Annotated in this window: 16 protein-coding genes; 9 read left to right on the top strand and 7 right to left on the bottom strand. The window is 64.1% G+C overall.

Annotation, left to right across the window (positions count from 1 at the left end; all coding sequences use genetic code 11):
- Positions 1–22: 22 nt before the first annotated feature.
- Positions 23–1,414: an RsmB/NOP family class I SAM-dependent RNA methyltransferase gene (locus HV773_RS11250; protein ID WP_129562655.1), complete on the bottom strand. Its 1,392-nt coding sequence runs from the start codon at positions 1,412–1,414 to the stop codon at positions 23–25.
- Positions 1,411–2,115 (bottom strand): phosphoribosylglycinamide formyltransferase, encoded by a 705-nt coding sequence (gene purN / locus HV773_RS11245; RefSeq protein WP_129562656.1) that lies wholly within the window; start codon positions 2,113–2,115, stop codon positions 1,411–1,413. Before purN ends, HV773_RS11250 begins: the two co-directional genes overlap by 4 nt.
- A 176-nt stretch (positions 2,116–2,291) precedes the next feature.
- Here purN and HV773_RS11240 point away from each other — a divergent pair, with 176 nt between their 5' ends.
- The 6 genes from HV773_RS11240 to dut all read left to right on the top strand — a co-directional run bounded on the left by HV773_RS11240 (position 2,292) and on the right by dut (position 9,733).
- On the top strand, positions 2,292–3,287 hold the full coding sequence (locus HV773_RS11240; protein ID WP_129562657.1) for a bifunctional riboflavin kinase/FAD synthetase: 996 nt from the start codon (positions 2,292–2,294) through the stop codon (positions 3,285–3,287).
- 177 nt (positions 3,288–3,464) lie between these two features.
- The gene (ileS, locus tag HV773_RS11235; RefSeq protein ID WP_129562658.1) at positions 3,465–6,317 is read left to right on the top strand and encodes an isoleucine--tRNA ligase; all 2,853 of its coding nucleotides are present in this window, start codon (positions 3,465–3,467) and stop codon (positions 6,315–6,317) included.
- On the top strand, positions 6,317–6,835 hold the full coding sequence (gene lspA / locus HV773_RS11230; protein WP_129562659.1) for a signal peptidase II: 519 nt from the start codon (positions 6,317–6,319) through the stop codon (positions 6,833–6,835). Before ileS ends, lspA begins: the two co-directional genes overlap by 1 nt.
- A gap of 132 nt (positions 6,836–6,967) precedes the next feature.
- Positions 6,968–8,197, top strand: a complete 1,230-nt coding sequence (gene coaBC / locus HV773_RS11225) for a bifunctional phosphopantothenoylcysteine decarboxylase/phosphopantothenate--cysteine ligase CoaBC (protein ID WP_281365269.1) — start codon at positions 6,968–6,970, stop codon at positions 8,195–8,197.
- 67 nt (positions 8,198–8,264) lie between these two features.
- Positions 8,265–9,272: an LLM class flavin-dependent oxidoreductase gene (locus tag HV773_RS11220; protein WP_129562661.1), complete on the top strand. Its 1,008-nt coding sequence runs from the start codon at positions 8,265–8,267 to the stop codon at positions 9,270–9,272.
- 14 nt (positions 9,273–9,286) lie between these two features.
- The gene (gene dut / locus HV773_RS11215; RefSeq protein ID WP_129562662.1) at positions 9,287–9,733 is read left to right on the top strand and encodes a dUTP diphosphatase; all 447 of its coding nucleotides are present in this window, start codon (positions 9,287–9,289) and stop codon (positions 9,731–9,733) included.
- A 72-nt stretch (positions 9,734–9,805) separates the two neighbouring features.
- On the opposite strand, the gene HV773_RS11210 is transcribed toward dut, so the two are convergent.
- The 3 genes from HV773_RS11210 to clpS all read right to left on the bottom strand — a co-directional run bounded on the left by HV773_RS11210 (position 9,806) and on the right by clpS (position 13,995).
- Positions 9,806–11,218 (bottom strand): amino acid permease, encoded by a 1,413-nt coding sequence (locus HV773_RS11210; protein ID WP_227875317.1) that lies wholly within the window; start codon positions 11,216–11,218, stop codon positions 9,806–9,808.
- 174 nt (positions 11,219–11,392) lie between these two features.
- Positions 11,393–13,684 (bottom strand): ATP-dependent Clp protease ATP-binding subunit ClpA, encoded by a 2,292-nt coding sequence (gene clpA / locus HV773_RS11205; RefSeq protein ID WP_129562663.1) that lies wholly within the window; start codon positions 13,682–13,684, stop codon positions 11,393–11,395.
- Positions 13,681–13,995, bottom strand: coding sequence for an ATP-dependent Clp protease adapter ClpS (clpS, locus tag HV773_RS11200; protein WP_129562664.1), 315 nt, complete (start codon positions 13,993–13,995; stop codon positions 13,681–13,683). Before clpS ends, clpA begins: the two co-directional genes overlap by 4 nt.
- A 660-nt stretch (positions 13,996–14,655) precedes the next feature.
- Between clpS and cspD the strand changes: the two genes are divergently transcribed.
- Entirely contained in the window at positions 14,656–14,862 is a 207-nt protein-coding gene (gene cspD / locus HV773_RS11195) for a cold shock domain-containing protein CspD (protein ID WP_017776809.1), read from the top strand.
- Between the two features lie 129 nt (positions 14,863–14,991).
- Here cspD and HV773_RS11190 read toward each other — a convergent pair whose 3' ends face one another.
- Positions 14,992–16,599, bottom strand: coding sequence for a multicopper oxidase family protein (locus HV773_RS11190; protein WP_129562665.1), 1,608 nt, complete (start codon positions 16,597–16,599; stop codon positions 14,992–14,994).
- A 726-nt stretch (positions 16,600–17,325) separates the two neighbouring features.
- On the opposite strand from HV773_RS11190, the gene HV773_RS11185 reads away from it, so the two are divergent.
- A complete protein-coding gene (locus HV773_RS11185; protein ID WP_129562666.1) occupies positions 17,326–17,907 on the top strand; it encodes a lipid-binding SYLF domain-containing protein in 582 nt (193 codons plus the stop codon).
- A gap of 145 nt (positions 17,908–18,052) precedes the next feature.
- Here the strand turns inward: HV773_RS11185 and icd are convergent, their stop codons facing one another.
- Entirely contained in the window at positions 18,053–19,309 is a 1,257-nt protein-coding gene (gene icd, locus HV773_RS11180; protein WP_129562667.1) for an NADP-dependent isocitrate dehydrogenase, read from the bottom strand.
- Between the two features lie 297 nt (positions 19,310–19,606).
- On the opposite strand from icd, the gene HV773_RS11175 reads away from it, so the two are divergent.
- Positions 19,607–20,203 (top strand): pseudouridine synthase, encoded by a 597-nt coding sequence (locus HV773_RS11175; RefSeq protein WP_129562668.1) that lies wholly within the window; start codon positions 19,607–19,609, stop codon positions 20,201–20,203.
- Positions 20,204–20,524 lie beyond the last annotated feature (321 nt).

The following is a 20,524-nucleotide window of genomic DNA, read 5'->3' as shown; positions in this document are numbered from 1 at the left end:
CGATCTACCACCAACCGCTCACTTACTCCAGCGCCGCGTCCGGCTCGTCGGCCTCGGACTGCTGCGCCTTCGCGATAGCGTCGGCGGCTTCGGTCACAACCGCAGCCTCGTCCGGCGTCGTGGCGGCGCCGGCCTTCTTCGTCTTCGGCTGCGCTTCGCCGCGACGCTCCAGTACGGCGGCAAAGAAGCCGTCCGTCGCGTGGCGGTGCGGCCACATCGAGAGATATTCGCCGGTGTCGAGGCCCACGCGCTGGTCCGCCAGCACGTCGCGCGCGTTCACCAGCGCGAAGTCGGGATGGGCTTCGAGGAACTGCTTCACGACCGCTTCGTTCTCGGCTTCGAGAATGCTGCAGGTCGCGTAGACGAGACGGCCGCCGCGCTTGAGCAGGCGCGCCGCGCTCGTGAGAATCGAAAGCTGCTTGGGGGCGAGCTCCGCAATCGACTCGGGCGACTGGCGCCACTTGAGGTCGGGGTTACGGCGCAAGGTGCCGAGGCCCGAGCACGGCGCATCCACGAGCACGCGGTCGATCTTGCCGATGAGACGCTTGATCTTGGCGTCGTGCTCGCTGTCGATCAGCACCGGATTCACGTTCGACAGGCCGCTGCGCGCAAGGCGCGGCTTGAGCTTCGCGAGGCGCCGCTCGGATATGTCGAACGCATAGAGACGGCCCGTCGAGCGCATCATCGCGCCCAGCGCCAGCGTCTTGCCGCCCGCGCCCGCGCAGAAGTCCACCACCATCTCGCCACGGCGGGGCGCAACGAGCGAGCACAGCAGCTGGCTGCCCTCGTCCTGCACCTCGAACCAGCCATCCTTGAACGCGTCGAGCTTCGCGAGCGCGGGCTTGCCCGTCAAACGCACGCCGAACGGCGCGAACGGCGTCTCGCCGGCTTCGATGCCGGCCGCGGCCAGCGCGCGCAGCAGCTCGTCGCGGTTCGCCTTGATGGGGTTCGCGCGCAGATCGAGCGGCGCCGGGTAATTCAACGCGGCCGCCAGTTGCGCGAGCTCGGCCGCCTCGAAGCGCGTTTCCAGCGCCTTCATGATCCACTCAGGCAAATTGAGCTGCACACGCAGCGGCAGGCTCGCCGGATCAATCTTCGCGACGTGCTCGAGCCAGCTTGCCTCGGCGTCTGAAACGAACGGACGAATCGCCGAGCGCCCGGCCGTCGCCATCAGGCCAAGCAGCGTGAGGCGCCGCGTCGGGCTGCCCGTGCCGCTCTCGGCCAGATGCGCGAACTCCATGCGCCGGCGCAGCACGGCGAACACCGCTTCGGCGATCACGCCGCGCTCGGCATGGCCGAGCTTCGGGTGCTCGCGGAAAAAGCGGCTCGTCACCGCATCAGCGGGACCCGTAAACTTGAGGACGTCGGCCAGCAACGTCTCGGTCTGTCCGATCAGGAAACCATGCAATCTCATGCGCCCTCTCCGGCGTGTGTTTGGGCGCCTGCTTTGGCGCCAATTTTTGCGTTTTCTTCCACGCTGGTCTCGTCAAGGAAGAGCCACTGCGCCTCGGGCGGCGTGAGCGTCACGCGCTCGCCGTCGAGCGCGAGGCGCCCTTCGACGAACCAGCGCACCGCGCGCGGATAAATCACGTGTTCGGTCTTGAGCGCGCGCGCGGCGAGCGCCGCGGCGTCGTCGCCCGTGCGCACGGGCACCACCGATTGCATCACGATCGGGCCATGATCCAGTGTGGGCGTGACGAAATGGACCGTGGCGCCATGCACGCGACAGCCCGCGTCGATCACCTTCTCGTGCGTCTTCAAGCCCGGAAAGCTCGGCAGCAGCGAGGGGTGAATATTAAGCATGCGACCCGAATAATGCTGGACGAAGCCCACGGTCAGCACGCGCATGAAGCCTGCGAGCACGACGAGGTCCGGCGTATGACTGTCGATGACCTGGGCAAGCGCCGAGTCAAACGAGGCGCGGTCCGGATACTGGCGGTGGTCGACGACCGCCGTGGCAATGCCATGCGACGCCGCGAACGCAAGTCCGGCGGCGTCGGGGCGGTTGGCAATCACGGCGGCGATGCGCGCCGGCCAGGCTTCGTTTGCGCACGCGCGCACGATAGCCTCCATGTTGCTGCCCCGCCCGGAAATCAGAATGACGAGATTTTTCATCCGCGGATTTTATCATCGGGGCAGGCATCCGACGCTCGCGCGGCGGCGATCGTCGCCCCGTGCGTTTATAATCTCCTGTTTAGTCGCGGCCATGGCCGCATCACCGGTCTTGATCGGCGCGCATGGCCCGCGCGCACTTTTCCAGGTTCCATCAGGTTCCTCCAGGTTCCGCTATCGTGAGAGTCTTCCGCGGTCTTCCCAACGCCGAAAGTCGCGCGCCCTGCGCGCTTACCATCGGCAACTTCGACGGTGTCCACCGCGGACATCAGGCGTTGCTCGCGCGCGTGCGCGAAGCCGCCAACGCGCGCGGCCTGCCCGTCTGCGTGATGACATTCGAGCCGCATCCGCGCGAGTTCTTCAATCCGGCCAGCGCCCCGCCGCGCATCGCCATGCTGCGCGACAAGCTCGAAGCGCTGCGCGAGAACGGCGTGGATCGCGTCGTGGTCGAGCATTTCAACCAGACATTCGCGAGCCAGTCGCCCGAAACGTTCGTCGAGCGCATCATCGTGAGCGGCCTGCACGCGCGCTGGATGATGATCGGCGACGACTTCCGCTACGGCGCGAAACGCGCCGGCGACTTCGCCTCGCTCCAGGCGGCGGGCGCGCAGCACGGCTTCGAAGTCGAGCAGATGGCCACCGTAGCCGACCCCTCGGGCGTGCGCATCTCCAGCTCCGCCGTGCGCGCCCAGCTCGCGGCGGGCGATCTGGACGCCGCACGCGCTTCGCTCGGCCGCGGCTACGCGATCAGCGGGCACGTTACACACGGCCTGAAGCTCGGCCGCGATCTCGGCTTTCCCACGCTGAATCTGCCGATCGGCCACAAGCGCCCGGCGCTCAAGGGCATTTTCGTCGTGCAGGTGCATGGCATCGCCGACGATCCGCTGCCTGGCGTCGCGAGCCTCGGCGTGCGCCCGACGGTCGACGACTCGGGCCGCGTGCTGCTCGAAGTCCATCTGCTCGACTGGCACGGCGACGCCTACGGCAAGCTCGTGCGCGTCGAGTTCCTCAAGAAGTTGCGCGACGAGGAGAAGTTCGCCGACCTCGAAACGCTCACCGCCGCGATTGCGCGCGACGTGGCGAACACTCGCGCGTGGTTCGCCGCCGCGGGCACTGACGTAACCGGCAGCCGTTCCACCGGCTTCGCCACCTCGGCCACCGACCGAATTAGGTAAGCCGCGGCCCGCGCGCGCGTCTCGTCCTTTTCATCCGGCAAGGCGAGACCACGGCGCGCGGGCCGCTCCGCCCCACGGCGCCGCCACTTCAGAGGTATGCGGCGCCCGAGGCGACGGTTGCGCGGCATCGCCGCAATGCTGACGCCGAGCCTCCCCCGAATTCCACGTGATCTCACCATGAGCGACAAGAAAGCATCCTCCGGCAAAGCCGCGCAGAAGTCCGAATCCAAGTACCCCGTCAATCTTCTGGACACCCCGTTCCCGATGCGCGGCGACCTGCCCAAGCGCGAGCCGCAATGGGTCAAGGAGTGGGAAGAAAAAGGCATCTACAAGCAGATCCGCGAGGCCTCGAAGGGCCGCAAGAAGTTCATCCTGCACGACGGCCCGCCGTATGCGAACGGCGACATCCACCTCGGGCACGCGGTCAACAAGATCCTCAAGGACATGATCGTCAAGGCGCGCAATCTAGCCGGCTACGACGCGGTCTACGTGCCGGGCTGGGACTGCCACGGCATGCCGATCGAAATCCAGATCGAGAAGCAGTTCGGCAAGTCGCTGCCCGCCCAGGAAGTGATGAAGAAGGCGCGCGAGTACGCGGCCGGCCAGATCGAGACGCAGAAGGCCGGCTTCAAGCGCCTTGGCGTGCTCGGCGACTGGGACAACCCGTACAAGACCATGAACTTCGTGAACGAGGCGGGCGAGATCCGTGCGCTCGCGAAGATCATCGAGAAGGGCTACGTGTTCCGGGGCCTGAAGCCCGTGAACTGGTGCTTCGACTGCGGCTCGGCGCTCGCCGAGGCCGAGGTCGAGTACAAGGACAAGACCGATCCGACCATCGACGTGCTGTTCCCGTTCGCGCAACCCGAGCAGACGGCGGCCGCGTTCGGCCTCGCCGCCCTGCCGCGCGAAGAAGGCGGCATCGTGATCTGGACCACCACGCCGTGGACCATTCCGTCGAACCAGGCGCTCAACGCGCATCCGGAGATCGACTACGCGCTCGTCGACACTGAACGCGGCCTGCTGATCCTGGCTGTCGAGCGCGTCGAAGCCTGCATGAAGGACTTCGGCCTGACCGGCAAGATCGTCGCCACCACGAAGGGCGAGAAGCTCTCGCTCCTGCGTTTCAACCACCCGCTCGCCTCGGCGCACCCGGGCTACAAGCGCACTTCGCCCATCTATCTCGGCGACTACGTCACGACCGACACCGGCACGGGCATCGTGCACTCGGCGCCCGCCTATGGCGTGGAAGACTTCGTGTCGTGCAAGGCGCACAACATGGCCGACTCGGACATCATCAGCCCGGTGATGGGCGATGGCCGCTACATCGAATCGCTGCCGCTGTTCGGCGGCCTCACGATCTGGGCGGCGAACCCGAAGATCGTCGACGCGCTCGACGCCGCCGGCACCCTGCTGCGCAGCGAAAAGTACCTGCACAGCTACATGCACTGCTGGCGCCACAAGACGCCCATCATCTACCGTGCCACCTCGCAGTGGTTCGCGGGCATGGACGTCACGCCGAAGGACGGCGGCAAGACGCTGCGCGAGACGGCGCTCGAAGGCATCGAGGCGACCGCGTTCTACCCGTCATGGGGCAAGCAGCGCCTCTATTCGATGATCGCGAACCGCCCGGACTGGACGCTCTCGCGCCAGCGCCAATGGGGCGTGCCGATGGCGTTCTTCGTGCACAAGGAAACCGGCGAGCTGCATCCGCGCACGCTGGAGCTGCTTGAAGAAGTCGCGAAGCGCGTGGAGAAGGAAGGCATCGAAGCCTGGCAAACGCTCGACGCCCGCGAACTGCTCGGCGACGACGCCAACCTGTACGAAAAGAACCGCGACACGCTCGACGTGTGGTTCGATTCGGGCACGACGCACTGGCACGTGCTGCGCGGCTCGCACAAGGACGACCTGCAGTTCCCGGCCGACCTGTACCTCGAAGGCTCGGACCAGCACCGCGGCTGGTTCCATTCGTCGCTGCTGACGGCTTCGATGCTCGACGGCCGCCCGCCCTACAACGCGCTGCTCACGCACGGCTTCACCGTCGACGGCGAAGGCCGCAAGATGTCGAAGTCGCTCGGCAACGGCGTCGATCCGCATGAGGTCGCGAACCGTCTGGGCGCGGAAATCATCCGCCTGTGGATCGCTTCGACCGACTACTCGGGCGAGCTGGCAATCTCGGAAGAGATTCTCAAGCGCGTGACCGAAGGTTATCGCCGCATCCGCAACACGCTGCGCTTCCTGCTTTCGAACCTGTCGGACTTCGACTTCGAAAAGCACGCGCTGCCCGCCAGCGAGTGGCTCGAAATCGACCGCTACGCCGTCGCGCTCACGCACACGCTGCAAAGCGACGTGCTGTCCCACTACGACCGCTACGAGTTCCATCCGGTCGTGGCGAAGCTGCAGACGTTCTGCTCGGAAGACATGGGCGGCTTCTATCTGGACGTGCTCAAGGACCGCCTGTACACGAGCGCGCCGGATTCGGCCGCGCGCCGCGCCGCGCAAACCGCGCTGCACCACATCACGCACAGCCTGCTGCGCATCCTCGCGCCGTTCCTCTCGTTCACGGCCGAAGAGGCCTGGAAGGTGTTCAAGCCGAACAGCACGACCATCTTCACCGAGACGTTCCACGCGTTCCCGGACATCGCCCAGGCACCCGAACTGATCGCCAAGTGGACGCTCCTGCGCGAAGTGCGCGGCAACGTGACGAAGGCGCTCGAAGAGGCGCGCGTGGCGAACCAGATCGGCTCGTCGCTGCAGGCCGAGGTGCGCATTCTGGCGAGCGGCGCGCGCTACGACGCACTCACCTCGCTGGGCGAAGATCTAAAGTTCGTGCTGATCACCTCCGCGGCCGAAGTGGTGAAGGTCGAGAGCGAGGCCGACGAAGGCGTCGAAGTCGTCACCTCGAAGTACCTGAAGTGCGAGCGCTGCTGGCACTACCGCGATGACGTTGGCGCGAACGCCGAACACCCGGGCCTGTGCGGCCGCTGCGTGGTCAATCTGTTCGGCAACGGCGAAGCGCGGAGCGCGGCATAATGGCCAAAACGACCCTGCCGAAACAGTCGAAGTCGAGCGGCGTGCGCGGCACGCTCGCGCCGTGGCTTGGCATCGCGGTGATCGTGATCCTCGCGGACCAGCTCACGAAGATCGCCATCTCGAGGATGTTCAGCTACGGCGAAGGCCGCGTGGTCACGCCGTTCTTCAATCTCGTGCTGGTCTACAACAAGGGCGCCGCGTTCAGCTTCCTTGCGGCGGCGGGCGGCTGGCAGCGCTGGGCATTCACGGCGCTCGGCGTGGTCGCGGCCATCGTGATCGGCTACCTGCTCAAGCGCCACGCGGGGCAGCGCCTCTTTTGCACCGCACTGGCGCTGATACTCGGCGGCGCGCTCGGCAATGTGATCGACCGCCTGATGTACGGCCATGTGATCGACTTCCTCGACTTCCACCTGAGCTCGTCGCACTGGCCGGCGTTCAACGTTGCCGACAGCGCCATTACTGTGGGCGCCATCCTGCTGGTGCTCGACGAATTGCGGCGCGTGCGCGGCTCGCGCTGATAAAGGCAGAACAGAGTGCGCACTTCGTGCATGGGACCAGAGTAAGAGCTTTGCATGGGGCCGGAGTAAGTGCTAAAGCACTAACTCCGGCCGACAGCTAAAGCGCCAACTCTGGTCGACAGGAGATCCGACTTGAACACCTCCGCTGCAACCCCGGGCGAACTGACCGGCCGCCACCTGGTGCTCGGCATGACAGGCGGCATCGCCTGTTACAAGATCGCCGAGCTTACGCGTCTCCTGACCAAGGCCGGCGCGACTGTGCAAATCGTGATGACAGAGGCGGCCACCCAGTTCATCACGCCGGTCACGATGCAGGCGCTCTCGGGCCGCCCCGTCTACACGAGCCAGTGGGACGGCCGCGTGCCCAACAACATGGCGCACATCGACCTCTCGCGCGAAGCGGACGCCATCGTCATCGCGCCCGCCTCCACCGACTTTCTCGCGAAGCTCGCCAACGGTTTCGCCGACGACCTGCTCGCCACGCTGTGCGTCGCGCGCGACTGCCCGCTGCTGGTCGTGCCGGCCATGAACCGGCAGATGTGGCAAAACCCGGCCACGCAGCGCAACGTCGCGCAACTGCGCGCCGACGGCATCGAGACGCTCGGCCCCGACTCCGGCCCGCAGGCTTGCGGCGAGGTCGGCGACGGGCGCATGCTGGAGCCGGAAGCCATTTACGAGGCCATCGTCGCGTTCTTTGCGCCCAAGGTGCTGGCCGGCCGCAAGCTGCTGATCACGGCAGGACCGACCTTCGAGCCGCTCGACCCGGTGCGCGGCATCACGAACCGCTCGAGCGGCAAGATGGGCTTCGCGCTCGCGCGCGCGGCGCAGCAGGCCGGCGCCGAGGTGCATCTGATCGCGGGCCCCGTCGCGCTGCCCACGCCGTGGGGCGTCTGGCGCGAAGACGTGCAGACCGCGCAGCAGATGTACGACGCGGTGATGCGCGAAGCGAGCGATGCCGATGTCTTCATCGGCGTGGCCGCGGTGGCCGACTGGCGCGTCGATCACGTTGCCGAGCACAAGATCAAGAAGACGGCCGAGCGCCGCATGCCGACGTTCAGTTTCGTCGAAAACCCCGACATTCTGGCGTCGGTCGCGGCCATGCCGAATCCGCCGTATTGCGTGGGCTTCGCGGCCGAAAGCGGCGACCTCGAGGTACACGGCGAAGAAAAGCGCGCGCGCAAAAACGTGCCGCTCTTGATCGGCAATCTCGGCCCGCTCACCTTCGGCCAGGACGACAACGAAGTCGTATTGTTCGAGGCCAGCGGCCGCAAGGCACTGCCGCGCGCGGCCAAGCAGGCGCTCGCGCAGACGCTGATCGCCGAAATCGCGCGGCGTCTGCCGGACCCGAGCATCATCTCGTGACGCGCGCGCCGGCGCCCTCGGGCGCTGACGCGCCGCGCTGCGAACGAAGTGAAGGAGCAGTACTGCCATGACACTGCTTTCCGTGCTGGACCAGTCGCCCGTGATCGCCGGGCACACTGCGGCGGATGCCATCGCCGCCACCATCGAACTCGCTCAGCTTGCCGACGACCTCGGCTACACGCGCTACTGGTGCGCCGAGCACCACGGCCTCTTGGGCGTGTGCAACCCCGCCCCCGAAGTCATGCTCGCGCGCCTCGGCAGCGTGACCAAACGCATCCGCATCGGCTCGGGTGGCATCATGCTGCCCTACTACAGCCCGTTCAAGGTCGCCGAGCAGTTCATGATGCTCGAAGCGCTGTTCCCCGGACGCGTCGATCTGGGCGTGGGCCGCGCGCCCGGCGGCGACATGCGCACCGCGCAGGCCGTCGCGGCGGGTGCCTACAATCGCGGCGATCAGTTCACGCAACAGGTGCAGGATCTCGTCGGCCTGATGGACGGCACGCTCGCCTCCGACCATCTCGCGCACGGCGTCGCGCTGCAGCCGCAAATCGCCACGCGACCGCAGCTCTGGGTGCTGGGCTCGAGCGACTTCGGCGGCGCGCTGGCCGCGCAGCTCGGGCTGCGCTTCTCGTTCGCGCAGTTCATCAACGCGCATTTCGGGCATCTGGTGGCCAACGCCTACCGCGACAGCTTCCAGCCCGGCCACGAGCAAAAGCCGTATCTCGCGTGCGCAGTATTCGCAATCTGCGCCGACACCGAAGCCGAAGCCGCCGACCTCGAAAAAGCCGTCGACCTGCGCCGCGTGCAGATGGCCTATGGCCTGAACGCCCCCATTCCGAGCCTCGAACAGGGCCGCGCGCAGGAATACGGCGAGCGCGAGCAGATCGTGATCGATCGCGAAAAACCGCGCAGCATCATCGGCACGCCCGAGAGCGTCACCGAGCGCCTGCACGCGCTCAAGGACAGCTTTCGCGCCGACGAGCTCGTCGTGCTCACTGTTGCAGGCAGCTACACGGCGCGCCTGCGCTCCTACGAACTTCTCGCCGAGGCCTTCCAGTTGCCTCGAAACCGATAATCCAACGGAATCCTATGAACATCGACATCAAGATCCTGAACGAACGCATGCGCGACCAGCTGCCCCACTACGCCACGCCGGGCAGCGCCGGCCTCGACCTGCGCGCGTGCCTCGACACGCCAATCACGCTCGAACCCGGCGAAACGAAGCTCGTGCCGACCGGCCTCGCGATCCATCTGGCCGATCCCGGCTGCGCTGCGCTGATCCTGCCGCGTTCGGGCCTCGGCCACAAGCACGGCATCGTGCTCGGCAACCTCGTCGGCCTGATCGACTCCGACTACCAGGGCGAGCTAATGATCTCCACCTGGAACCGCGGCCACACCACGTTCACGCTCAATCCGATGGAGCGCCTCGCGCAGCTCGTGATCGTGCCGGTGGTGCAAGCGCAGTTCAATATCGTCGACGACTTCGAGCAAAGCGAGCGCGGCGCGGGCGGCTTCGGCAGCACGGGCAAGCACTGAGCCTCAACCCCAGGCGCGCTCCAGCGCACCGCGCAGCAACAAAAAAGCACGCTCCCGGCGTGCTTTTTTCGTTCAGAGCGACTCTTGAGCCCGTGTGGCGGGCTGCATCCGGCGATACCACAGCGCATACACCACCACGAGTACCGCGAGAAATGCGAGCCCATACGCGAGCGTCATGCGGAATTCGCGCGTGAACACCGTGCCGACCAGAATGCCGAGCATCAGCAGCGCGCCCAGCACGCTCGTGAACGGAAAGCCCCACATGCGAAACTCGAGCGGCGCGCTTGCGTCGCGCGCGCGCCGCACGCGGAAAAAGATCTGCGTCACGAAGATCATAAGCCACGTGAACATCGCGCCGAACATCGCGATCGACATCATCAGCGTGAACGCCGCCTGCGGCCACAGCGCGTTGAGCACCGCCGCCACGGCGATGCCGATGGTCGACAGCGAGAGCGCCGCAGTGGGCACGCCATTGGGCGTGAGGCGCCCGAACAGCGCCGGCGCGTAGCCCGCGCGCGAGAGGCTGAACATCATGCGCGTGGTGATGTAAAGCTGGCTGTTCATGGCCGAAAGCGCGGCCACGAGCACGATAAAGTTGATCGCTCCCGCCGCGTACGGCACGCCGGTTTCGGCCATCACCTTCACGAATGGGCTCTCGTTGCCGCCTGCCTCGGTCCAGGGGACGATGGCGAGCATCAGCGCGAGCGTGAGCAGATAGAACAGCACGAGGCGCAGCACCGTCGCGCGGAACGCGCGCGTGACGGCGCGCGCCGGGTCCTTGGCCTCCGCTGCCGCAACCGCGATGGTTTCCACGCCGAGGTAGCTGAAAAGCGAAACGATCGTGCCCACCCAGACGCCCCACCAGCCCTTGGGCAGCAGCCCGCCATGCGACGTATAGTTCGCAATCCCCACGCCCGAACTGGCGGGCGCGCGCCACACGAACCACGCGCCGAGCACGATGAACGCGACAATCGCCGCGATCTTGAGACTGGAAAAGAGATACTCGATGGTGCCGTAGGCCTTCACACTCATGGCGTTCACGGCGATCAACGCCGCCGAGAAGCCGACAATCCAGTAGAGCCCCGGCACATGCGGCAGCCAGAACTTCATGTAGATGGCGATGGCCGCGACCTCAGTGCCCACGGCCAGCACGTAGGCCGACCAGTACGCGTAGCGCACGACAAAGCCGGCGAGCGGGCCGATATAGTGCTCCGCATACGCACCGAACGAACCGGAGGTCGGATGCGCGACGGTCATTTCGGCCAGCGCACCCATCAGCAGCAGAGCGATTAGCGCGCCGATCGCATAGGACACGAGCACGCCCGGCCCGGCAAAACCGATGGCGAAGCCGCTGCCGAGAAAAAGCCCGGTGCCCACCGCGCCGCCGATGGCGATCATCGTCATCTGGCCTGCGGACAAGCCCTGGCGCAGCCCCTGCTCGCGCTCGACGATGGAGTCGAACGCGCCCGATTTACGTGGTACCACTATTGCTCCCCTGCTTTGCGCTGCCGCTACGAATGGACGCCTATTTTACTTTGCGAAAGTCGCATCCACCTTAAGGATGGCGCAAATCATTTCGCATTCCTTATATTCTGGCGGAAAATAAAACGGCGTAACCCATAATGGGCTACGCCGTTGTACCTTGACGTCAGGCGGCGCTTACTCGACTTCCACCGCTTCCGGATTGCGCGGCGCGGGTTGCGCGTCGAACGTGAGCTGGATCTTGTCCTCCTCGTCCACGTCCACGGTCACGCGGCCTCCGTTCATGAGCTTGCCGAACAGCAGTTCGTCGGCGAGCGCACGGCGGATCGTGTCCTGGATCAGGCGTTGCATCGGCCGCGCGCCCATGAGCGGGTCGAAACCGTGCTTGGCCAGATGCTTGCGCAGCGCGTCGGTGAAGAGCGCATCGACCTTCTTCTCATGCAATTGGTCTTCCAGTTGCATGAGGAACTTGTCGACCACGCGCATGATGATTTCTTCATCGAGCGCGCGGAAGCTGATCGTCTGGTCGAGCCGGTTACGGAACTCGGGCGTGAACAGCCGCTTGATGTCGGCCATTTCGTCGCCCTGCTCGCGCCGGGTCGTGAAGCCGATGGTCGACTTGTTCATCGTGTCGGCGCCCGCGTTCGTCGTCATGATGATGATGACGTTGCGGAAGTCCGCCTTGCGGCCGTTGTTGTCGGTCAGCGTGCCGTGGTCCATCACCTGCAGCAACACGTTGAAGATGTCCGGGTGCGCTTTCTCGATCTCGTCGAGCAGCAACACGCAGTGCGGCTTCTTCGTGACGGCTTCGGTAAGCAGACCGCCCTGATCAAACCCTACGTAGCCCGGCGGTGCGCCAATCAGACGGCTCACCGCATGGCGCTCCATGTACTCCGACATGTCGAAGCGAATCAGCTCGATGCCGAGCGTGAACGCAAGCTGACGCGCCACTTCGGTCTTGCCGACGCCCGTGGGGCCGGAGAACAGGAACGAGCCGATCGGCTTGTCGGTCTTGCCCAGACCCGCGCGCGCCATCTTGATGGAAGCCGAAAGCGCATCGATGGCGGGATCCTGACCGAACACCACGGCCTTGAGGTCGCGGTCGAGCGTCTGCAGCTTGCTGCGGTCGTCCTGCGACACGCTTTGCGCCGGCACACGCGCGATCTTCGAAATGATCTCTTCGATCTCGCTCTTGCCGATGGTCTTCTTCTGCTTCGACTTCGGCAGGATGCGCTGCGCCGCGCCCGCTTCGTCGATCACGTCGATCGCCTTGTCAGGCAAATGACGGTCGGTGATGAAGCGTGCCGAAAGCTCAGCCGCTGCGTTCAAAGCGCCCGACGAATACTTCACGCCGTGGTGCTCCTCGAAACGCGACTTGAGCCCGCGCAGGATCGCAACCGTCTGCTCGACGGTCGGCTCGACCACGTCCACCTTCTGGAAACGCCGCGACAGCGCCGCGTCTTTCTCGAAGATGCCACGGTATTCCGTGAAGGTCGTCGCGCCGATGCACTTGAGCGTGCCCGACGACAGCGCCGGCTTGAGCAGGTTCGAAGCATCGAGCGTGCCGCCCGATGCGGCGCCCGCGCCAATCAGCGTATGAATCTCGTCGATGAAGAGAATCGCATGCGGGCGCTCCTTGAGCTCCTTGAGCACGGTCTTCAGACGCTGCTCGAAGTCGCCGCGATATTTGGTGCCCGCCAGCAGCGCGCCCATGTCGAGCGAGTAGACCTGCGCGTCCGCGAGAATGTCCGGCACTTCGCCGCGCGTGATGCGCCAGGCGAGGCCTTCGGCGATGGCAGTCTTGCCCACGCCGGCTTCGCCCACGAGCAGCGGATTGTTCTTGCGACGGCGGCACAGCACCTGCACCACGCGCTCGACTTCGGGCTCGCGCCCGATCAGCGGATCGATGCGGCCATCCTTCGCCAGCTGGTTCAGGTTCTGCGTGAACTGGGCGAGCGGGGTTTCCTTCTGGCCTGCCGCGTCTTCGGCTTCGGCATTCGCGTCGCTGGCCTTGGCGGCTTCGCCGCTGCCGGTCTTCGCAATGCCGTGCGAAATGAAATTCACCACGTCCAGACGCGTGACGCCCTGCTGCTGCAGGTAGTACACCGCGTGCGAGTCCTTCTCGCCGAAGATCGCGACCAGCACGTTCGCTCCCGTCACTTCCTTCTTGCCGTTGGAAGTGGACTGGACGTGCATGATCGCGCGCTGGATCACGCGCTGGAACCCGAGCGTCGGCTGAGTATCGACGTCATCCGTGCCGGGAACCGTAGGGGTGTTGTCGTGAATAAAGTTGCGCAGGTTCTGTCGCAGGTCTTCGATATTCGCAGCGCACGCTCGCAGCACTTCCGCGGCTGTTGGGTTATCCAGCAGCGCGAGTAAAAGATGCTCGACCGTAATGAACTCATGCCGCGCCTGACGTGCTTCCATGAACGCCATGTGCAGGCTGACTTCCAGTTCCTGGGCAATCATGCTTCCTCCATCACACACTGCAGCGGGTGCCCCGCTTGCCGCGCGTGGGTAACGACTTGCTCAACCTTGGTCGACGCGATGTCCCGCGTATAGACCCCACAAACGCCCCTGCCCTCGCGATGCACCTTCAACATGATCTGTGTTGCGGTCTCGCGGTCCTTATTGAAATACTCTTGCACGACCATCACGACGAATTCCATCGGCGTGTAGTCGTCGTTCATCAGCACGACCTTGTACATGGAGGGCGGTTTGACCTTGTGCTCCTGCCGCTCCACTACGGTTGAATCCTGCTTGTCCGGGATAATCGCCATACACCCATTCTAAACAACTCGGACAGGCCCGCAATCCTGCCGAAACCCGACCGGCCGTCCGGTGAACCGGGCTGCGGCGCCGTGCGGACAATCCCGGCGCAGCTCCGTTTTCCCGGACTCGATCAGCCTCGCCCAACCGGTACTTCAAGCCGTACTTTCGCGGGCGCCCGGCTGCGGGGCCGGTTCGAACCATTGTGCCAGCAGCTTTCGGGCCACCGTCGAATCGAGTATCGCACAACCTGCGTGCGCACGTGGACAGCCACTGTCGGCCTCCGCACGCATGCCTGCAAATTCCGTGCTGCGATGCATCCCATGTGAGTCGATTATGCGACTTTTCAAGACAGCTCGTGCAACTCCGACTGATAAAAATCGAACCCGATGAGCACACCGCCAACGGGCTTCGATTCCCGACAGACAGAGTCGCAAGAAAAGCCGGAAAAACCCTGGAATGTGGTCTTTACAACGCGTCAGATAACGTCTCAAAATATTCTTGACAGCAGAATAAAGAGCCTCAACAATCAAGCTGGCACTTTTTTCAACCGCCTATATTTTCGAAAAAATGCCGTTGGTGAGCTTGTGAGGAGGGGGCGTTCGCACCATGCGATCGTTTAGCTTTTCGAACTGCTCGTGGTAGTGACATGAGTTACAGGGGAAGTTGGTATGGCAACCGGTACGGTCAAGTGGTTCAACGACGCGAAGGGTTTCGGATTCATCACGCCGGATGAAGGCGGTGAGGATTTGTTCGCTCACTTTTCGGCCATCCAGATGAATGGCTTCAAGACCCTCAAAGAAGGTCAGAAGGTGAGCTTCGAGGTCGTGCAAGGCCCGAAGGGTAAGCAGGCATCGAACATTCAGGCAGCGGCCTGATCTGTTCGGTATCTGTACCTGAGAAACCCGGCTTCGGCCGGGTTTCTTTTTGGGCGGACGCCTCGCGCCGCGCCCGCCTTTTTCACACCGGCTTCGCGCCGATTTCACGCGAGTTTTACGATCCGTGTGCTAGATCACGCGCAACGTGCCCATCATGCCGAGGTCCTCATGCTCGAGGATATGGCAATGGAACATGCGCTCGCCCGCGACGTCCTGCACGGTCGCGATATGCACGCTTTCCCCGGGTTTCACGTTGACGGTATCGCGCCATGCGAGATACGGCTCGTCCACGCGCTTTGCATCTGTCTCGCGCGACATTACCTGGAACTGCGTACCGTGCAGATGGAACGGATGATCCATGTCTGTGTGGTTCGCAATCGTCCAATGCTCGACCTCGCCGCGACGGCTCGTGAGCGTGACGCGCTCGGGATCATAGGTTGTGCCGTTGATCATGAATTGCATACCGCGCGGCATACCCGATTGCGATGCTCCCGGCTGATGCATTGCATGCATGTCCATGACTTCGCTGAACACCACGGATTTTTGCGTGGGGGCCGCCATGGTCTTACCGCGCGAAGCCAACGGTTCGATCGTGCGCAACTGCGCAGGCAATGCCGGCGCCTCATCACGCGGCGCGAATTGCATCTGGGCCAATGCGGCCGATGGCGTGGGCGGCAGGCTTCCGTGCGACATCGCCATCTTGCGCCGGTCGTACTGCGCGGCCATCAAGCGCGCGCGTGACTCTCCCTTGCCCGCGTGCACGATCAGTTCGGCGCGCTCGCCCGGCGCGAGCAGCAGCGAAGTTACGCCTTCGCGCGGGACGGCGAGCAGACCGCCATCGGTGCCGACGTGCGCGAACGCGCGGCCATCGTCGAACGCGAGCAACAGATAACGCGCGCTGCAGCCGTTCCAGATGCGCCAGCGCTCGTCGCGTACGACGTCGATGCGTGGCTCGCGCGCGCCGTTCACGAGCACGAACTGGCCTTCGCGGCCGTTCATCCAGTCCATCATGTCGTTCGCAGGAATCGTGCCGTCGGCGGCAAGCTTGAGGTCGGAAGCGAACAAATGGCGCTCCGGCCAGGCCGCAAGCGGATCGTTCGCGGCGCGCACGACGATCGGACCCGCGAGCCCGCGAAACACCTGCTCGGACGTGTGCATATGCGGATGCGGGTGATACCAGTAGGTGCCGGCACTGCCCTTGGGCAACGTGAACCGATAAACGCGTTCGTCGCCTGGCGCCACGAGGTTCATGGGATTGCCGTCCTGATCGGGTGGCACGGGCAGACCGTGCCAATGAATCGTGGACGGCTGCGGCAACCGGTTGACGAAGCGGATCTCGACGGTATCGCCTTCGTGCACGTCGATCAATGGACCGATCCCGGGGCCAGTGTCATTGGCCTTATCGCCCGCGTCGTATTGCCAGAATGTGGTAGCCGGCTGACCCGCGAGCAAGGGCCGCGTCACGGGCCGGGCAATCAGCGTCGCGCGAAAATGCCCTGCTTCGTCGCTTTCGTTCGCCAGCGTCCGCAACGTCGCCAGCGGCGCGCCCGCGGGCAATGCATCGGCTGCCGCGAGCGGCGTCTGCGCGTGCATCATGGCGCCGGACATCCCGCTCATGCCGCTCATGTTGGCCATGCCGGACATCGCATGGCCGCTCTGCTGTGCCAGCGCCGCGCGCGCAAACAGCGACGCCGTGGCGGCGCTCAACGCGCCGGACAAAAAAGTTCTGCGTTTCATCGATGAATTCCTCAAACACACCTGACGACGCGACGCGCAATGACAGCGCGCCGCACATGTAGCCATTGGCTTCGCGTGCGCTCACCGCACAACGAATCCTTTCGGACATGCATCGGGCCGCTTCCGCCCATGAGACGGAGCGCCCGCGTTCAGACAATGGGAGGCGGCAGCGGAGGCGCGTGGGTAATGCCCGCGCGCAGTGCAGCGGCAGGAGCAAAGCGCGGGGAGCGCTCGAGCATGCCCACACCTATGCGCATGCCGGCAGGTGGCGCAGCGCAATGCCCACAGCAACTCGCGGCGCAATTGTTCACATGGCCGGCGCAATGGTCATGCGAGCGTGCCGGCGCCGTGACACCGCAATGATCGTCCGCCGCAACGGCCCGATGCGCATCCGGCGAAATCCACGCAACCGGCGATGAGTCAGCGCCTCGCTGCATGGGCTCGCACGCGCTGGCTCCGCTCATGCCAAGAAGCGCGAGCAGACCAACGAGAAGGAGACGGCACAGGAAAGTCATGCGAAACGAGACGGCGAAGGAACTCAATTGATGGGCGTCATGATAACGCACAGGCGACTTCGCCGCGCGCGCCAAATCGTGCGCCTTGGCACGAGTACGACAAAGAAACAGGTAGGAGTGCTCGATAAGATCGCGGCAGCCTCGCCGGAACGGCGAGAGCGCAACGCGCCGATGAGCGCTTCCCATACAAGAAAACGGAGCATCGCTAATCATGTCATCTAAATCCGTACGCCTCGCCGCCCTGCTTTCGACTCTGCTCATTGCCGCCTGCTCGACCTCGCTCACCGGCACACCCATTTCCACCGTCAGCGAAGCGTCTTCGCGCGCGCAACTCGATCAGGCCGCGCGCGAGGCCTTGCATACGCTTTATGAGACAACGCCGGGCGCTCGGGCACTGGGCGCAAAGTCCGCCGGCATTCTGGTCTTTCCGCAAGTGCTGAAGGCGGGCTTGCTGGTAGGCGGATCGAGCGGCAACGGCGTGCTGTTCTCGGCGCAAGGCAAAGTGCTGGGCTACTACAACTCCAGTGCAGTCTCGTGGGGTCTGCAGGCCGGCGCACAAAATTTCTCCGAAACCATGTTCATGATGACGCACGAGTCGATGCAGTATCTCAATAGCTCAGATGGCTGGTCGGTTGGCATGGGGCCGAGCGTCGTGATCGCCGACTCCGGCATGGCCAAAGACCTCTCCACCACCACCGAGCGCTCCGACGTCTACGCGTTCATTTTCGGGCAGTCCGGCCTGATGGCTGGCCTTGGCGTACAAGGGCAGAAAATTACGCGCCTGAGCGAGTAGCAGATTCAGTTCTCCGCATCAATTCGCATATCAAATCAATCAGAATCGAGCATCGTTTTCTGGCAAGCCAAAACGCAAAAACCCCGACAGCCTTTATGGCCTCGTCGGGGTTTTTACGTTGCGGCGCGAACGTGCCAGATTACGCTTACATATTGTCGATCATCACCTGCCCGAACGCGGAGCACGACACCTGTGTCGCGCCTTCCATGAGCCGCGCGAAGTCGTACGTCACGCGCTTTTGCAGAATCGACTTTTCCATCGAAGCGATGATGAGATCCGCCGCCTCCGTCCAGCCGAGGTGGCGCAGCATCATTTCCGCGGAAAGAATCTCCGAGCCCGGATTCACATAATCCTTGCCCGCGTACTTCGGCGCCGTGCCGTGCGTTGCTTCGAACATCGCCACCGAGTCCGACAGGTTCGCGCCCGGCGCGATGCCGATGCCGCCCACCTGCGCCGCCAGCGCGTCCGAAATGTAGTCGCCGTTCAGATTCAGCGTGGCAATCACGTCGTACTCGGCCGGGCGCAGCAGGATCTGCTGGAGGAACGCGTCGGCGATCACGTCCTTGATCACGATGTCGCCGCCCGTCTTCGGGTTCTTGACCTTCATCCACGGGCCGCCGTCGATGAGTTCCGCCGCGAATTCCTTCTGCGCGAGCGCATAGCCGTAGTCGCGGAACGCGCCTTCGGTGAACTTCATGATGTTGCCCTTGTGCACGAGCGTCACCGAGCGACGCTCGTTGTCGATCGCGTACTGGATCGCCTTGCGCACGAGACGCTCCGTGCCTTCGCGCGAAACCGGCTTGATGCCGAGACCCGAGCTGTCCGGAAAGCGGATCTTGGAAACGCCCATTTCCTCTCGCAGGAACTTGATGATCTTCTTCGCGCCTTCCGATTCGGCGGGCCACTCGATGCCCGCGTAAATGTCTTCCGAGTTCTCGCGGAAGATCACCATGTTGACCTTCTCGGGTGCGCGCACGGGCGACGGCACGCCCTTGAAGTACTGCACCGGACGCAGGCACACATAGAGGTCAAGTTGCTGGCGCATCGCCACGTTCAGCGAGCGGATGCCGCCGCCTACCGGCGTCGTCAGCGGGCCCTTGATCGACACGACGTATTCCTTCACGGCGTCGAGCGTCTCGTCGGGCAGCCACACATCGGGGCCGTACACGCGCGTGGCCTTCTCGCCCGCGTAGATCTCCATCCAGTGGATCTTGCGCGTGCCCGCGTAGGCTTTCTGGACCGCCGCGTCGACCACCTTGAGCATGACCGGCGTAATGTCGACGCCGGTGCCATCACCCTCGATGTACGGAATGATCGGCTGATCGGAGACATTGAGCGAGAAATCCGGATTGACAGTGATCTTCTCACCGCTAGCCGGGACCTTAATGTGCTGATACGGCATGATCAACTCCAGTAGGGGGATCGGTCTGTCGACCGCGAACAGATTCAAAAACGGTATGTGCCCGATTGCAAGGCGGCCGTGCACAGCGCCAGGGTCTGGTCGTTATTCTAGCCCACGGCCCGAATGCCCGCCCCGCTGGTCATTCATGCATTTATGCTGCGCAGCGCCGCCGCCAGCCATGCATGTTTGATGTCTTATATAAGACCCATTATTCGATGTGGAGCAATATGCATTAATATCGCGGCGCGCCCTGATTCCAGATTTCCATTCCTCACTGGCACGCTTGCCCTATTCGCTATGCGCTTGATCGCCCTCAATAAGCCGTTCGGTACGATTTGCCAGTTCTCGCCGCACGAAACACGCCAGTCGCTTGCGGATTGGGTCAAGACGCCGGGCGTCTATCCTGCTGGCCGTCTCGATGCGGACAGCGAAGGTCTGCTGCTGCTCACCGACGACGGCGCGCTGCAAGCCCGCATTGCCGAACCGAAGCGCAAACTCGTGAAGCGTTATTGGGCGCAGGTCGAAGGCGCCCCCGGCGAGGACGCGCTCGCGGCGCTAGAGCGCGGCGTCGATCTTGGCGATTTTGTGACACAACCGTGCCGCGCAAAAAAAATCGCCGATGCCGACGCCGATCTCCTGTGGCCGCGCACGCCGCCCATTCGCTATCGCGCGGCGATTCCAACCACGTGGATCGAACTCGCCATCAGCGAAGGCAAGAATCGCCAGGTGCGGCGCATGACTGCGGCAGTGGGCTTTCCGACGCTGCGTCTCGTGCGCGTAGCAATCGGTTCGCTCGATATTTTTTCGCTGGGCCTCGCTCCCGGCGCAAATGTTGAAGTGCCCACCGATGCCCCCTGGCGCCGCGCGACAGCCACGCGCGCCGCACACAAGTGACTGTTGCATAAGCACTTTTCCCGCGTTCGGGCCCTGCCGCATGCGCCATGCATCGGCGCGCTGCCTTGCGAATTTCGCGCGATGAAAAACAAATGCGCATTTCGCGTCAACCGGTACGCGAAACCATGCGTTATTTCACGCAGATGCCGCCCAGAAGCTATCCGGCATTCAGCCTTACGGGTTCAGCGCAGCAATGCGTGATCCCGACCGCTGGCAGACGCGTTCGCGAATTTGCTCTGAATTTGTCGATCACGACTGTCAACCGAAAGGTGGATGGCACGTTTACTGACCTGACTCCAATAACCGGGTCACTTGGTTAAT

The organism is Paraburkholderia caffeinitolerans, from assembly GCF_902859945.1.
Lineage (GTDB): Bacteria > Pseudomonadota > Gammaproteobacteria > Burkholderiales > Burkholderiaceae > Paraburkholderia > Paraburkholderia caffeinitolerans.
This window is presented reverse-complemented; position numbering and strand designations above follow the sequence as displayed.